Origin of the sequence: Aeromonas sp. SE22 (genome assembly GCF_038739755.1) — a bacterium.
In the GTDB taxonomy this organism is placed as follows: domain Bacteria; phylum Pseudomonadota; class Gammaproteobacteria; order Enterobacterales; family Aeromonadaceae; genus Aeromonas; species Aeromonas jandaei.
In genome coordinates this window covers 1-15,016 of sequence record NZ_JBCGFD010000003.1, presented here as the reverse complement: position 1 = coordinate 15,016, position 15,016 = coordinate 1, and the positions used below count along the sequence as shown (strand labels likewise).

At 62.4% G+C, this 15,016-nt stretch carries 14 protein-coding genes and 1 tRNA gene; 7 read left to right on the top strand and 8 right to left on the bottom strand.

All coding sequences use genetic code 11. The features are described from left to right. Positions 1-157 precede the first annotated feature (157 nt). Positions 158-2,272: a sensor histidine kinase gene (locus AAHA39_RS07040; RefSeq protein ID WP_320656672.1), complete on the bottom strand. Its 2,115-nt coding sequence runs from the start codon at positions 2,270-2,272 to the stop codon at positions 158-160. 26 nt (positions 2,273-2,298) lie between these two features. Beyond that, positions 2,299-3,654: a sigma-54-dependent transcriptional regulator gene (locus AAHA39_RS07035; protein WP_320656667.1), complete on the bottom strand. Its 1,356-nt coding sequence runs from the start codon at positions 3,652-3,654 to the stop codon at positions 2,299-2,301. A 251-nt stretch (positions 3,655-3,905) separates the two neighbouring features. On the opposite strand from AAHA39_RS07035, the gene AAHA39_RS07030 reads away from it, so the two are divergent. The 6 genes from AAHA39_RS07030 (at position 3,906) to AAHA39_RS07005 (ending at position 9,713) form a co-directional block, all read left to right on the top strand. Beyond that, on the top strand, positions 3,906-4,736 hold the full coding sequence (locus tag AAHA39_RS07030; protein ID WP_320656666.1) for a substrate-binding domain-containing protein: 831 nt from the start codon (positions 3,906-3,908) through the stop codon (positions 4,734-4,736). Between the two features lie 64 nt (positions 4,737-4,800). Further along, entirely contained in the window at positions 4,801-5,502 is a 702-nt protein-coding gene (locus tag AAHA39_RS07025) for an ABC transporter permease (protein WP_104014170.1), read from the top strand. Between the two features lie 28 nt (positions 5,503-5,530). Next, on the top strand, positions 5,531-6,226 hold the full coding sequence (locus AAHA39_RS07020; protein WP_040065392.1) for an energy-coupling factor ABC transporter ATP-binding protein: 696 nt from the start codon (positions 5,531-5,533) through the stop codon (positions 6,224-6,226). Further along, entirely contained in the window at positions 6,198-6,833 is a 636-nt protein-coding gene (gene mobA / locus AAHA39_RS07015) for a molybdenum cofactor guanylyltransferase MobA (RefSeq protein WP_320656665.1), read from the top strand. Before AAHA39_RS07020 ends, mobA begins: the two co-directional genes overlap by 29 nt. Then, the gene (locus tag AAHA39_RS07010) at positions 6,830-8,593 is read left to right on the top strand and encodes a bifunctional molybdopterin-guanine dinucleotide biosynthesis adaptor protein MobB/molybdopterin molybdotransferase MoeA (protein WP_320656664.1); all 1,764 of its coding nucleotides are present in this window, start codon (positions 6,830-6,832) and stop codon (positions 8,591-8,593) included. Before mobA ends, AAHA39_RS07010 begins: the two co-directional genes overlap by 4 nt. 61 nt (positions 8,594-8,654) lie before the next feature. Further along, positions 8,655-9,713, top strand: coding sequence for an FUSC family protein (locus AAHA39_RS07005; RefSeq protein WP_042029388.1), 1,059 nt, complete (start codon positions 8,655-8,657; stop codon positions 9,711-9,713). 77 nt (positions 9,714-9,790) lie between these two features. Here the strand turns inward: AAHA39_RS07005 and AAHA39_RS07000 are convergent, their stop codons facing one another. The 5 genes from AAHA39_RS07000 to AAHA39_RS06980 form a co-directional block, all read right to left on the bottom strand. Further along, positions 9,791-11,164, bottom strand: coding sequence for an HD-GYP domain-containing protein (locus AAHA39_RS07000; protein WP_320656663.1), 1,374 nt, complete (start codon positions 11,162-11,164; stop codon positions 9,791-9,793). Between the two features lie 87 nt (positions 11,165-11,251). After that, a complete protein-coding gene (locus AAHA39_RS06995) occupies positions 11,252-11,806 on the bottom strand; it encodes a DUF3332 domain-containing protein (protein ID WP_041208956.1) in 555 nt (184 codons plus the stop codon). A gap of 160 nt (positions 11,807-11,966) precedes the next feature. Beyond that, on the bottom strand, positions 11,967-13,262 hold the full coding sequence (locus AAHA39_RS06990; protein WP_320656662.1) for a methyl-accepting chemotaxis protein: 1,296 nt from the start codon (positions 13,260-13,262) through the stop codon (positions 11,967-11,969). A gap of 170 nt (positions 13,263-13,432) precedes the next feature. Beyond that, positions 13,433-13,900: a GNAT family N-acetyltransferase gene (locus AAHA39_RS06985; protein WP_320656661.1), complete on the bottom strand. Its 468-nt coding sequence runs from the start codon at positions 13,898-13,900 to the stop codon at positions 13,433-13,435. Between the two features lie 183 nt (positions 13,901-14,083). After that, positions 14,084-14,284 carry a YbfA family protein gene (locus AAHA39_RS06980; RefSeq protein WP_005334863.1) on the bottom strand — a complete coding sequence of 67 codons (201 nt, stop codon included), beginning with the start codon at positions 14,282-14,284 and terminating at the stop codon, positions 14,084-14,086. 211 nt (positions 14,285-14,495) lie between these two features. On the opposite strand from AAHA39_RS06980, the gene AAHA39_RS06975 reads away from it, so the two are divergent. Next, positions 14,496-14,789 (top strand): hypothetical protein, encoded by a 294-nt coding sequence (locus AAHA39_RS06975; protein ID WP_042029394.1) that lies wholly within the window; start codon positions 14,496-14,498, stop codon positions 14,787-14,789. A gap of 43 nt (positions 14,790-14,832) precedes the next feature. Here AAHA39_RS06975 and AAHA39_RS06970 read toward each other — a convergent pair. After that, positions 14,833-14,906: transfer RNA gene (locus AAHA39_RS06970), tRNA-Cys, on the bottom strand. Positions 14,907-15,016: the final 110 nt, after the last annotated feature.

The window sequence follows — 15,016 nt, the reverse complement described above, 5'->3', positions numbered from 1 at the left end:
CCCATAAATTTAATTTATACCACCGATTTTATCCCACCGAGGGCAGCAAAGTCGTCCCAGCCAGCCTTGCGGCAGCCTCCTCCGATCCGCCCAAGCCGCCATAAAAAAATCCCCAAGGCTTGCTCGGGGATTTTTGCCGTTGCGCGCAGGTGAAGGGTTACTGACCGCGCTCGCCGCCGGAATCAAACCCCTCGGCATTGAGGGCGATGCGCCACCCTTCGAGCTGGGCCGGTTCGCCGCCGCTTGGCAGCAGGGCGTGGCTGCGCAGCCGCACGGTAAAGCAGCTCCCCAGCCCCGGGGTAGAGTCCACCAACAGCTCGCCGCCCCAGCGGCTGATGATGCGGTGACTCAACGCCAGCCCCAGCCCGGTGCCGGTGGCGCGGGTGGTGAAGAAGGGGTCGAAGATCTTGTCCATAATGGCCGCCTCGATGCCGCTGCCGTTGTCGATGACCCGCACCAGCGCCCCCTGCAACACCCCTGCCTCATCGAACCAGTCGCTGCTCTCGACCCGGATCTCCCCCTGCTCACCCAGCGCGTGGCTGGCGTTGACCAGGAGGTTTATCAGCACCTGCAGCAGCTGCTGGCGATCCGCCTCGATGGGCTGCTGCGCCTTGAGGTCGGCCACCAGCGCTATCTGCTGCTGGCGCAGGGCGGAGCGCACCAGAGTCAGGCTCTCCTCGATGATGGGGTTGAGGTGCTGCCACACCGGCGCCGTCTCGTAGTCGCCGGGGCGCGAATATTGCAGCAGGCTGCGGGTGATGGCGCGAATGCGCTCGATCTGGGTCAGCACCAGCGCCAGCTCCTCGCTGACCGGCTCGGCCGCCTCCCCCAGCTCCAGCTTCATCAGCTCCACGTTGCCGAGGATCACCGCCAGGGGGTTATTGATCTCGTGGGCCACCCCGGCACAGAGCTCGCCAAGGGCCGCCAGCTTCTCGCTGATGAGCAGCTGCTGGCGCGCCTCGGTCAGCATCTGGATATGCTCCTCCAGCTCGGCGGTCTTCTGCTTGAGGCTCTGGGTGCGCTCGGCCACCTTCTGCTCCAGCTCGTCGGCGCTGCGGGCCATCTGCTGCTGGTGCGCCTCCTGCCGGTCCAGCATGGCGTCGAACTGGCGACCAAGCTGGGCCAGCTCGTGGTCGGGGTCGAGGGCCAGCTCGCCGATGCGGGCCGACTGCCCCGCCTGCACCTGCCGCACCACCTTGTGCATCCGCTCGATGGGGGTGAAGAGATCCCGCGCGCTGCGATAGACCAGCAGGCCCGAGATGAGCAGCAGCACCACCACACCGGAGCCAAGCTCCACCAGATTGGTGAGGTAGGTGCGAATGATGGGCCACTCGAGGAAACCGACGTAGAGCATGCCGATCCGCTCGCCTTTGGCCCCCAGCAGCGGCTCGTAGCCCGAGACATACCAGGCGTCATGGACGAAGGCGCGGTCAATCCAGAGCTCGCCCCGCTTCAGCACCTGCTCGCGCACCGGTGGCGAGACCCGGGTGCCCACCGCCCGGCCCACCTGATGGCTGCTGCTGATCGGCACGTTGGTGCTCACCCGCAGATCGTCGAGAAACAGGGTGACGGTGCCGACGCTGCCATCCGGCAATGTGTTCTTGGCAAACACCTGCCCCTTGATCTCGTCCACCAGCCGGGTGCTGCCGTTAATCAGCTCGCCCCCCTCCAGCACCGCCCAGAGGGAGCCGTCGCGGGCCATCACCGGCGTCAGCGAGAGGCTGATCAGCCCCCGGTTCTCCACCACTTTGGTGCCGTCCCGTTGCCACAGCACGGCCCGTTTGGCCAACAGCGGCGAGAGGGCGCGCATCTCCTGCTGCGACCAGACCACGAAGTGGCTGACGCTGTGCCCGGCGCGCAGGGCCGTCAGCTCCTGTGCCGTCAGGGTGTCCAGCTCGGCGCCGCGGCGCAGACGCAGAAAATCGAGGCCGTAGTTGGATGCCAGCGGCATCACCCAGTCCTGCAGCTGATCCGGCGATTCCCGCAGCCGCAGCTGGAAGGCCCAGGCATCGCGCAGGTGTTCGAGGTGCTCGCTCTGGCGAGTCTGCTGCACGATCACCGCGTGGTGGGCGCCAGCCAGATCGCTTCTGACCGTGGTGAGCAGGTTCTGCCAGCTGTAGGTGAGCGTCCAGTAGAGGGTGAGCGCCACCATGCCCGCCAGACTCAGCATGATGGGCATGGAGGTGAGCAGCAGCAGGCGCCAGCGCACCTTGGTGCGCACGCAGCGCGGCAACAGAATACGGATACAGCGTGACAACAGGCTCTTTTTCATCGCCACTCCCTTGGCATCGGCAGACCTCATTCGATGGCCCACTCCTTGAACTTGCGATCCAGCGTCTTGCGCGCCACCCCGAGCACCCGGGAGGCGGCCGACTTGTTGCCATCGTGATTCGCCACCACTTGCAGGATGTGGGCCTTCTCCACCTCCGCCAGCGGCCACTCCAGCGGATAACCGTCGCCGCCATCGCTTTGCGGCGCCGGCTGGCTGCTCTGCCAGTAGTCGGCGGGGGGCTTGCCGAGCAGCAGGCAGCGCTCGATAAGGTTGCGCAGCTCGCGCACGTTGCCGGGCCAGGGGTAAGCCTGCATCGCCACCACATCCTCGTGGGTCCAGCTCAAGGAGCCCATCCCCATCTCGGCGGTGAGCTGGCGGGTAAAGTGGTGCACCAGCGCGGGGATGTCGTCGATGCGCTCGCGCAGCGGGGCGACCGGCAGCGCCACCACGTTGAGACGATAGAAGAGATCCTCGCGAAAGCGACCCGCCTCCACCTCGGCTTTGAGATTGCGGTTGGTGGCGGCGACGATGCGCACATCCACCGCCAGCTCGCGCTCGGCACCGACCGGGCGAATGGCCTTCTGCTCCAGCGCCCGCAGCAACGAGGCCTGCATGGCCAGCGGCATTTCGCCGATCTCGTCGAGAAACAGGGTGCCCTGATGGGCAACCCGAAACAGGCCGTCGCGCCCCTTGCGGGCGCCGGTAAAGGCCCCCTGCACATGGCCAAACAGCTCGCTTTCCAAAAGCTCCGGCGCGATGGAGGCGCAGTTGAGGGGCACAAAGGCCCCGACCCGACCGGAGAGCTGGTGCAGGGCGCGGGCCACCAGCTCCTTGCCGGTGCCGGACTCCCCCTCCACCAGCACGGCGGCGTTGGAGGGGGCGACCCGGGCGATCAGGGTCTTGAGCTCGCTGGTCTTGACGCTGTCGCCAATCAGGGTGGGCGGGAAGAGCTTGCTCACCTCCCGGCGCAGCAGCAGGTTCTCCCGCTCCATCTGGCGGCGCTCGATGACCCTGTCCACCGCCTGCACCATCTGATCGAGATTGAAGGGTTTGAGAATAAAGTCGCTGGCCCCCAGACGCAGCGCCTTGAGGGCGGTCTCCATGTCGCCAAAACCGGTCATGAAGATGATGTCGCTGCGGCGGGTGCCGGGTTCGATGGCCTCGTGCCACTCGATACCGGAGCGTCCCGGCAGCCGGATGTCGGCGATGATGAGATCAAAATGGAGGCGGCAGCGCAGGGCTTCCGCCTCCTCCACGCTGGCGGCGGTCTCTATCTGGGCGAAGCGCCTGGCCAGCGCCTTGGCCAGAAAACTGCGCATGCCGGGCTCATCGTCGACGATGAGCAGGGAGAGGGCAGACCAGCGGCCGGAAGAGACTGTCATGAAAAAAAGCACCTCGAATACAGGTAAGGTCGGAGAATGTCCCGATAACCGGAACTTTAGTGGGACATTTTGTCCTTCCCGTATCAAAATCACCAACCCCAATTATTAAAAGCGATAACCGGCTCACCTAATTGCCGCAATTAACCCTCTGTTTTTAAAGGGTAAAGAGCTAATCACAGTGGTGTGGAACAGTTTGGCACCCCGCTTGCTTGGCTGTTTCCTCTCTCACCTGCCCTGAAAGTTGCATCACGATGACGATAAAAACCAACCTCAAACGTTTTGCCCTCTCTCTCGCCGCCAGCCTGCTGCTCGCCGGTGCGGCCCATGCTGACACTACCAAGGCGCCAATCCGCCTCGCCACCACCACCAGTACCGAACAGTCCGGTCTGCTGGGCTGGCTGCTGCCCCAGTTCACCAAGGAGACCGGCTATCCGGTGCAGGTGATGGCGGCCGGTACCGGCCAGAGCCTGAAGATGGGCGAGAATGGCGATGCGGATCTGGTGATGACCCACGCCCCCTCTGCCGAGAAGAAGTTTGTCGACGCAGGCTTTGGCATCGAGCCGGTGCACCTGATGTACAACGACTTCGTTATCGTCGGCCCGGCCAAAGACCCGGCAGGTCTGGCCAAGCTACACGACGCGGCCAAAGCGCTGCAGGCCATCAAGGATAAGGACCAGACCTTTATCTCCCGCGGTGACGAGTCCGGTACCCACATCAAAGAGAAGACCCTGTGGCAAGCCGCTGACGTCAAACCCGAGTTTGCCGGTTACAAATCCATCGGCCAGGGGATGGGCCCGACCCTGACCATGGCCTCCGAGCTCGGAGCCTACACCCTGACCGACCGCGGCACCTGGCTCGCCTACCAGAGCAAGCTGGATCTCGCCGTGCTGCTGGAGGGTGACAAGCGCCTGTTCAACCCCTATCAGGTAATCCTGGTTAACCCCAAGCGCTACCCGGATCTCAACACCGAAGGGGCGCGCACCCTGAAGAACTGGCTGGTCTCCGAGCATGGCCAGAAGCTGATCGGCGACTTCAAGGTAGCCGGTCAGGCGCTGTTCGTGGCCGACGCCAACAGCAAGTAATGCCCGCACCGACCGACATGGCGGCGCAGCTGGCCCTCCCCCTTTACCATAACGGGGGAGGCGCCTGATGACGCTGCTCGACACGACCCTGGCGGCCCTCGCCCTGCTGTTCAACGGCGACACCGAGCTGTGGCAGGTGGTGGGGGTCTCCTTCTCCGTCTCCGGCATCGCCCTGCTGCTGGTGCTGCTGCCGGCGCTGCTGCTGGGCTTTGCGCTGGCCTACCTGCCGCTGCCCGGCCGCTGGCTCTGGCTCTCCTGCATCAACACCCTGCAGTCGGTGCCGACCGTGGTGATCGGTCTTTTGCTCTACATGCTGCTGTCGCGGGCCGGCCCTTTTGGCGACTGGAAGCTGCTCTTTACCCAGCAGGCGATGGTGGTGGGGCAGATGCTGATCGCCTTTCCGGTCATCGCCACCATGGCTCACGCCGCCTTTGTCCAGAGTGACCGCCGCGCCTGGGAGACCGCCCTGACCCTGGGCGTCTCCTGGCCCAAGGCGCTGCTCGGGTTGATGCACGAGTGCCGCTTTGGCCTGCTGGCGGCGGTGATCGGCGCTTTCAGCCGCATCGTCACCGAGGTGGGTTGCTCCATGATGGTGGGGGGCAACATCCTGCACTTTACCCGCAATATCCCCACTGCCATCGCGCTGGAGACCCAGAAAGGGGCCTTCACTCAGGGGGTGGCCCTCGGCATTGTGCTGCTAACCCTCGCCTTGCTGCTCAACCTGCTGCTCACCGCCTGTCGCGGCCAGAGCTATCTGAAGAATTGACCATGCCCGCAACCCACAGGAGTACCCCATGGCTCTGACCGCCCACCAGCTGACGATGCGCTTTGGCGACCGTCAGCTGTTCGAGATTGAGCGCCTCTCCATTGCGGCGGGAGACACCATCTGGCTGCACGGGGCCAACGGGGTGGGCAAGACCACCTTGCTCAAGATCCTGGCGGGGCTGCTCCCCCCGACCCGCGGCTACACCAACCTGCCGGGGCGCTGGCAACGGCGGCTCAACCGCCTGCTCAAACGGGATCTGGGGCCCGGCCGGGTCACCTATCTGCACCAGACCCCCTATCTGTTTGATCGCACGGTGCACGACAATGTCGCCTGGGCGCTGGACAAGCAGCTCGGCAGCGAGGTGCGGGTGTTCGAGGCGCTGCGCCGGGTCGAGCTGGAGGGGCTGGCGCGGGAGCACATCAGCATTCTCTCGGGTGGCGAACGGCAACGGCTGGCCATGGCCCGTGCCTGGGCGCTGCAACCCGCTTTTCTGCTGATGGATGAGCCCACCGCCAATCTGGATGCACATTCGGTTGCCCTGATGGCCGCATTGGCGCAAGATCTGCGGGAACATGGCAGCGGCCTGGTGGTGATCAGTCACCAGCACAACGCCCTGACCGACCTGTGCGAGCGGCAATGGACCCTCGCCCGTGGCCAGCTGCAAGAGACGACCCCTTTAAAAATCATCGAGCGACATGACTTCAAGAAGCGAATCCCCCTCTAGCCCTTTTCCCGTGTCGGCAGTGATCCTCGCCGGCGGCCGCGCCACCCGGATGGGGGGCGAAGACAAGGGATGGGTGGAGCTGGCAGGACGCCCGCTGATCGCCCACGTACTGGAGCGGCTGCGCCCCCAGGCGGACGAGATCCTCATCAATGCCAATCGCAGCCACGACCGCTATCAGGCGCTGGCTCCCGTCATCAGCGATGACAATCGCGACTACCTCGGCCCGCTGGCGGGCATGCAGGCTGGCCTTGCCGCCGCCCGCCACGACTGGGTGCTGTTCGTCCCCTGTGATGGCCCAGCCCTCCCCCCGGACCTGATGAGCCGCTTTCGCGCCGCCCTAACCCCGACGACCGAGCTGGTAGTAGCCCACGACGGCGACTGGCTGCAACCCGTGGTCGCCCTGCTGCACACATCCCTGCTCCCCTCCCTTAGCGCCGCACTGGCCGGGGGGGAGCGCAAAATCGATATCTGGTTTGCCCGCCATAATATGGCGGTGGTGAGCTTTGCCGATCAGCCGGATGCCTTTATCAATCTCAACAGCCCGGGCGAGCTGGCCGCCTACGAGGCGCGCCTGCAAGACGCCACCGGACAAGGAGCCACCTCATGACCCCGGCCCCCACTCTTCCCCTGCTCGGCTTCGCCGCCTGGAGCGGTACCGGCAAGACCACCCTGCTCGAGCAGCTCATCCCGCTGCTGACAGGGCGCGGCCTGCGCATCGGGGTGCTCAAGCACGCCCATCACGACTTTGATATCGACCAGCCGGGCAAGGACAGCTACCGCCTGCGCAAGGCGGGGGCACAGCAGATGATGGTGGCCTCCCGCCGTCGCCATGCCCGCATCATTGAAACCGAGCTGGCCGAAGCCGATTTTCGCCAGCTGCTGGCAAGCTTCGATCAGACAGAGCTCGACCTGCTCTTGGTCGAGGGGTTCAAGCACGAGCACTTCCCGAAAATCGAGCTGCACCGCGCCGAGATTGGCAAGCCGCTGCTCTTCCCCGAAGACCGGGACATCATAGCGCTGGCCAGCGATCAGCCCCAACAGAGTGGCGAACAACAGCAGACAAGCCTGCCCCACCTCGATATCAACGACCTTGAGGCTATCGCCGACTTCGTCTGTAGCTGGCTTGACGGCTGCCAGACTTGCGAGCAGGAGGCTGGCAGCGGCTTTTTGTCGGTCGAAGCGGCCCGCAACGCCATTCTGGCGGCTCTCACCCCAAGCTCCGCCTGCAGCGACAAACCGCTGGCCCAGTGCCGCGGCGCCGTGCTGGCTACCGATCTGATCAGCCCCATCAATGTGCCGCCCCACGCCAACTCGGCGATGGACGGCATTGGCCTGCGCAGCGACGATCTCGCCGCCGGTCGCTGGCAACTGGCGGGGGAAGTGCTGGCGGGCCAGCAGCGCCACGAGCCGGTGCTGGCCGGTCAGGCGGTGCAGATCATGACCGGTGCCCCGCTCCCCCCCGGGGTCGATACCGTGGTGATGCGCGAAGAGACTCGTATTGAGGGTGAGTGGGTCACGGTCACCGCCCCCGTTCACGCAGGGCAGAACGTGCGTCAGGCCGGGGAAGATCTGGCCAAAGGTGCGGTCGCCATCCCGGCTGGTACCCGACTCGCAGCCCCCCAGCTGGGGCTGGCGGCATCGCTCGGGCTGGGCAGCCTGCCGGTACGCACGCCGCTGAAAGTGGCACTTTTCAGCACCGGCGACGAGGTGCAGGCGCCGGGCGAACTGCTCGCCCCCGGCCATATCTTCGACAGCAACCGCTTCACCCTGATGGCCCTTATTCGCGCCGCCGGTTGCGAGGTGATGGACCTTGGCATCATCCCCGATGACAAGACCATCCTGCGCCAACAGCTGGAGCAGGCTGCCGCCAGCGCCGATCTGGTGCTGAGCTCCGGCGGGGTCTCGGTGGGCAACGCCGACTTTATCAAGCTGGTGCTGGCAGAGCTTGGCCAGATCGATTTCTGGCGAATCCAGATGAGACCTGGTCGCCCGCTCGCCTTTGGCAAACTGGGGCAGACCCCCTTCTTCGGCCTGCCCGGCAATCCGGTGGCCGCCATGGTCTGCTTCCTGCAATTTGTCGAGCCAGCCATCGCCCGCCTGCAAGGCAAGCTGTGGCAGCCGCTGCGCCTGTCGGCACTGGCAGACGAGAAGATGAAGAGCCGCCCGGGTCGCACCGAGTTCCTGCGCGGCATCTTCCATCAGGATGGCAACGGCCAGCTGCGGGTGCGCACCACGGGGCCACAGGGCTCCGGCATCCTGAGCTCCATGGCCGATGCCAACTGTCTGATTGAAATCGTCCCCGCTCAGAGCGGCATCGCCGTTGGCGAGCGGGTCTGGATCCACCCCCTGCAAGGACGATTGGCCTGAATCCCGACGGGGCGCAGGCCGGATGCAATGCGCCCCCAGGTCACTTTACACGAGGCTCACTGTGCGTCTTGATGCCCCCTTATCCCGGCTCGATCTGCTGGTCTACGGCCACTATCGCATCGTCCATGGCCTGCGCATTGCGCTCGCCTTTATGCTCACCTTTCTGCTCACCCGCCAGCTGCAACTGCCAGAGAGCACCTGGCCGCTGATCACGCTGGTGGTGGTGATGGGCCCCATCTCGTTTTGGGGCAATGTGCTCTCCCGCGCCCTGCAGCGGGTGGTGGGCACCATCTTCGGCGCCAGCTGCGGGATAGTGGCGCTCTATCTCGAGATCTACTCCCTGCCGCTCACCCTGATCTGGTGCGGCTGCATCATGTTCCTGTGTGGCTATCTGGCGCTCGGCAAGCGCCCCTATGTGGGACTGCTGATCGGCATCACCCTCGGTGTCACCATGGGGGCCCAGCCGGGGGATATCCATACCGCCCTCTGGCGCAGCGGCGACGTGGTGCTGGGCTCCCTGCTGGCCCTGCTCTTTTGCAGCATCTACCCCCAGCGGGCCTACAGCCACTGGCGGCTGCAACTGCACCAGATCCTGCAGCAGTCGGGACGTCTCTATCACACCCACCTCTCCCCCAACGTGCTGGAGCGGCCGCAGCTCAAACACAATCTCTCCCAGCTGCTGGCCCAAACCGGCAAACTGCGGGCCCTGCTGGCACCGGCAGCCAAGGAGACCCGCCACAGCATCGCCCTGTTTGATGCGGTGCAGGTCACCATGCGCAATACCCTCTGCACCCTTGAGATGCTGGCCAACACCTACTGGAACGATCGGGAGAGCCACTTCCTGATGCAGAGCACCCGCGAGCTGCACGAGTGCCATCAGGCGACCGAAGAGGCGATAAACCAGCTTGCCCGGATGCTGCAAACCGGCGACGGGCGCGGCGCCGAGGCCGCCATCGCCCGTCTGCACGAGCTGGCAACCCGGGTCAACCTGCCCGCCAATACGGAGACGGCCATCATCGGCTATCTCTGGCTCAACGTGCAGCTGACCGAGCAGCTCACCCACCTGCGCCGCCTGCTGGGGCTGATCCTCACCGTGCCCCATCGCAAACAGCCAACCTGAGCGCCATAAAAAACGCCCCGCAGTTGCAGGGCGTTTTGCTATCTGACTGGCCGCTTGGGCAGTCAGGGCTATAAACCTTAACTGGCATTGGCCAGCGGCTGCTCGGGGGTGAGGTAGAGGGAGAAATCCTGAATACCCGCCTGCAGGGCGGCAAAGCAGTCGGGATCGATGGCGGTGCCCAGATTCTCCGCCATCATCTCCAGCGCCTGCGGCACGGGGATGGCACCGCGGTAAGGGCGCTTGGCGGTGATGGCATCGAAGATGTCGGCCGTGGTGATGATGCGCGTCTCAAGGGTAATCTCGTCCCCTTTCAGCCCCTTGGGGTAGCCTTTGCCATCGAGCCGCTCATGGTGGGCGCCCGCTACTTGTGCCAGCTCCTCGAAGGCGCCGATGCGGCTCAGGATCTCCTCGGTATAGGCGGCATGCATCTGCACCGCCGCCCACTCCTGCGCATCGAGCTTGCCCGGCTTGTCGAGAATGGCGTTGCTCACCCCGAGCTTGCCCACGTCATGGAGCAGGGCACCCCGCTTGAGCCAGCGTCGACGCGACTCGGACAACCCCATCTGGGTGGCAAGAATATCGGTATAGAGCGCCACCCTGCCGCTGTGACCCGCGGTGTAGGGACTTTTGGAGTCCACTACCTGCCCGAAGGCCGCCGCGATCTCGTCCAGATAATCCTCATCCAGCGCTACTTCGCCCTGTCCGGCCGGGTGGACCAGAACCCACTCGGTCAGTCGGGGATCGGCCAGTCCTTGCCAGAAAGCATCGTCCGCCAGCGCTTCAAATTCGCGAACCAGTGCCGAGTCAAACCAACTGCCGCTGCGCTCGCGCAGCTCCTTGAGCGCTGCATCCGGGCCGGCGGCCGCATGAAACACATCCACCACCTGGCAGAGCAGGGCAATGCGGGAGAAGAGCGGGATCGCCTCGCCAGCCAGTTGCAGGGGCCGACCCTTGCCATTCCAGTGTTCATCAAGGGAGAGGATGCCATTGGCTACATCATCACTGAAACGGAGCTGGCGAGCGATATCCGCCCCCCGATGACAGCGGGTCTGGATCAGTTCGTTGGCAATCTGGTCGCCGTTGCGAAAGATATGAAACAGGCTGCGAAAACGTCCCAGCAGATCCGCCTGCAGGCCGGTATGGCCCAGCACGAAGTTGACTACCTCGGAGAGGGAGCCATCTACCAGTTTGAAATCGCGTTTGAAGTGAAGATCGTCGGTGAGATAGAGCTCGCAGATGCGGGCAGCATTGCTGCTGCACCCAAGATCCTTGAGCAGGAGCGTGTAGTAGAGATCATGGCGCAGCCGGGCATCCAGTCCCAGCCGCGCCCCCAGACGGGAACCTATCCAGCAGCAGCGAATGCAATGCCCTCTTGGTTGCCCCTCGGTCATGTCGAGTGCATGACTGAGGGAACCAATCAACTCCGCCAATCGCAATCCATTCACCGTCATAGTCTACTCCCTTAGACATCATGGCGATTTTGCCAGCTGCTTATGTATACCCCATCTGGTGCCGGATAGATCTGGATTCAGTTGAATTTAGGCAGCAGCCTTGCCCTGGTTCACCCGCTCTTCCAGCTCAGCACGGCTCAGGGTAGAGACGAAGCGACCGTCGAAGTAGATATCCATCAACTCGCCGCGCTTCTCGCCACGCATCATGCTGCTGCGACCATCCAGATAGTGCACCTCCATCTGGGCGGTATGCTCGTCGGGATAGCTGATCTCCACCTCACGCACCCCTTGCGGCAACATGGCCAGCGGCACTTTGTGAAGAGAGGGGTCGAGGTGCTGGTTCACCTTGATCACCGGGTCGACCTTCATATCCACCACCGCCGGTGACTTGCCGGTGATGGGATTCTTGCCAGTCCAGAATTCGATGGTGTTGAAGACGAACAGGTCGGCAGTCGCCGCCAGACCATAAATCGGGGAGAGCAGCATAAAGACGCCAGCCCGGCCGTAGCGGTTATCCACTACGCTCAGATTGCCCTTGGTCACCATGCCGGATAGCCCCATCTGCCCCATGCAGCCACTCAGCCCCATGCTCGCAACCATCATCAGCAACGCGGCCGCCCGCCCCTTCTGTTGTCGTACCATCTTGTTCTTTTCCTGCTCGGTTATGAATGAGGCGGCAAGCCTAAGCAAGAGAGGGGGTGGGGACAATTCACAATGGCGGGGTGATACAGGAAGAGTTCAGATTGGGGCACTGACTGGTCAGAAGTGCATCAGTGCCCCGGTTTGATTGTGGTCGGATGAGTCACATGGCCAGACCCGAAACCGTGGCGGAGACATTGTTTGCCTCGCGGCGGATCTCGCTCATCACCTCGTTGACCTCGCCAACCTGCTGCTTGCCCAGCTCGGCGCTGCCCGCCACATCAGACATCTCGGCGGTCACCTTGGCGGTCAGTTCACGGTTGTTCTGCACCACCTTGGCAATCTCGTCGGTAGAGAGCGAGGTGCGTGCCGCCAGCTGGCGAACCTCGTCAGCCACCACCGCAAAGCCACGCCCCTGATCCCCGGCCCGGGCCGCTTCAATGGCCGCGTTGAGGGCGAGCAGGTTGGTCTGGTCGGCAATGCTGCTGATGGTGGAGACGATCGCCTCTATGCTGCGCGACTGCTCGTTCAGCTGATTGATAAGGCCGATGCTGTGAGTCAGCTGGCTGGCAATCAGGCTGGACGTGTCAACCACCGAGGAGAGCAGCCCAGCCCCGCGCTCGGCACAGCTCAGGGTCTCCCGCGCCGCATCGTGGGCCAGCATGGCCGCTTCGCGCACCGCATCGCTCTTGTTGATCCGCTCCGTGATGTCGCTGGCAAACTTGATCACCTTCACCACCCGGCGGTTGTCATCCAGGATCGGGTTGTAGGTCGCCTCCAGCCACACCTTGCTGCCATGGCTATTCTGGCGGCAGAAGAGGCCGGATTTGAACTGGCCGCGCCCAAGCTCTTCCCAGAAGTGGGGATTTTCCTGATAGAAGTGGTCATCGCAGAAGATGCGGTGGTGCTTGCCCTGCACCTGAGCCAGGGTGTAGCCCATGGTGTGGAGGAAGTTGGCATTGGCAGTGAGCACTTCACCAGTCGGCGTGAATTCGATGACGGCCAAAGAACGATCAAGGGCCTTTACCACCGCCTGCTGGCTCAGCAGCTGCAGATGATGCTCTGTAACGTCAGCGGCAATCTTGATCACCTTGGTCACTACGCCGCGCAATTTGACCGGGAAGTAGGTGGCCTCCAGCCAGATTGGCTCGCCGCGGCGATTAAAGCGCTGAAAGACCCCGGTACGGGAACGCCCCTGTTTCAGGTCAGCCCAAAACTGTTGATAGGCGCTGCTCTGGGCATACTGCTTGTCGCAAAAGATCCTGTGATGCTGGCCCACGACCTCGGATGCGCTGAATCCCACCACGTTGAGAAAGAGATCGTTGGCGGCCAGCACGGTGCCATCAGGGCTGAAAGTGATGGTCGCGACGCTGCCATGCACTGCATCGTAAAATCCCTGTTGCTCCAGAAGCTGCTCCTGACACTGCTGCAACTCGGCTTTCAATTTGTTATTGAACATCGAAACATATCCTCCAGACAGGCACCCGCCATGGCCAAACCACATGGTGGATCAACAAGATAATGACGGCGTGTACCCTCAGCATAGCTGGCTGGGCCATCAGACTCCCTTTTGACAAGCTATTTATTGTCACCCATCACACGACGGGCTGATGGCTGACATGTCACGGCTCACCGGGCAGGTGGTTGCCACTCCATATAAGCCGGATTGGCGACAAAACCGATCCGCTCATAGAGAGGCCGGCCAGCCTCGCTGGCATGGAGCCATACCTTGCCAAACCCGCGAGCTATGGCCTCTGCCGCCATGGCATCGAGCAGTGCACTGGCTGTACCCTGCTTGCGATAATCCGGCAAGGTATACATGTTGAGCAGATAGGCCTCTCTTCCCGCAAGATTGCCGGGATAGGGTGGCCGCACAAACATCGCCAGAGTACCCGCCGCGACAACCTGTTTATCGACCTCGGCCAGCCAGGATAAAGCGGATCCGCTCAAAAATGCGTTGGTAAAATAACGTTCGGTTGCCTGTATCAGGGCAGGGTCGGCTGTGGGGTGTGGTAACTCCCCCACTTCACAGAAGAGCGCCATTCGCATGGCAACCAGCGTCGGAATATCGGCCTCGGTGGCCTGACGGATCAGCATCGCAGCTCCTTGCGTCATCGGGATCCATAAAATGAGCAACCAACAGGGGGAAGAGCGTAGCTGCTGCCACATTGTGACATCCCCTTTTTGCACCAGCGATAGTAACAGAGTCGAGCATTAACCATCTGTTTTTAAACGCATAAAAAAAGACAGCCGAAGCTGTCTTTTTTATCGAAGAGGGTCTTAGTAGAAGATCCGCTCGCCACGTTCGCTCATCTTGAGCCAGACCGGCTTGGTACTGGTCTTGTTCCAGATGCGGTGCAGATAGCTATAAAAGCGGGCGCGATCACTACGAAACAGCATCACTGGAAACGCCAGAATGCCCACCAGCAATACATAAATGCGACGAAGAATAATCTGAGTCAGAGAAAAGGGATGAAACATGATGCAACTCTTTATTGGTACGACCACTGAACAAAGATTACTCCACTATCTGTAGGATTACTACATCCCCAGCCATATTTTTTCATAAAAACGGCAAATTAGCGGGATAAATGAAATTTAGCAACGTTATTAACCAACAGTTAACACATTTGCGAAAATCGTGAGCTCTGCCACAGTTATGAGTGCGGAAACGTGCCGTATGGAGATGCGTATGAAGCTTTCAGAAGTTGCTCTGCTGGTGCTGATGCTCGCCTTGACCAAGGCGCAAATCGATGAGTGGCAGCTCAATCAGGGGGATGCCATTGTGCTTGCCCGACAAGGGCCAACCACCGTGAGTCTGTGGCAGTGCGGCACACTGAAACAACAGATGGCGGATCTCACCCAATACAGTGCAGAAAGCCAGTTTCAGAATCGGGGCCAAAACGTGGACGAAGTGAATCACTATCTTGAACGGCAGTGGCGAGAAGCAGGCTGCGAACGGCTGATGCTGCAACAGAGCTACTGATAAATTCGGTTTGAGATGATTTTTTGAAAAGAAAGAAGAGAGATGGAGGCACGTTCCGGAGTCGAACCGGACTAAACGGATTTGCAATCCGCTGCATAACCGCTTTGCTAACGCGCCATGCTGACAAGACTGATTGTCTTGAAAGTGATATCCATCGTTGGTGCGATGGAAAATTGGAGCGGGAAACGAGACTCGAACTCGCGACCCCGACCTTGGCAAGGTCGTGC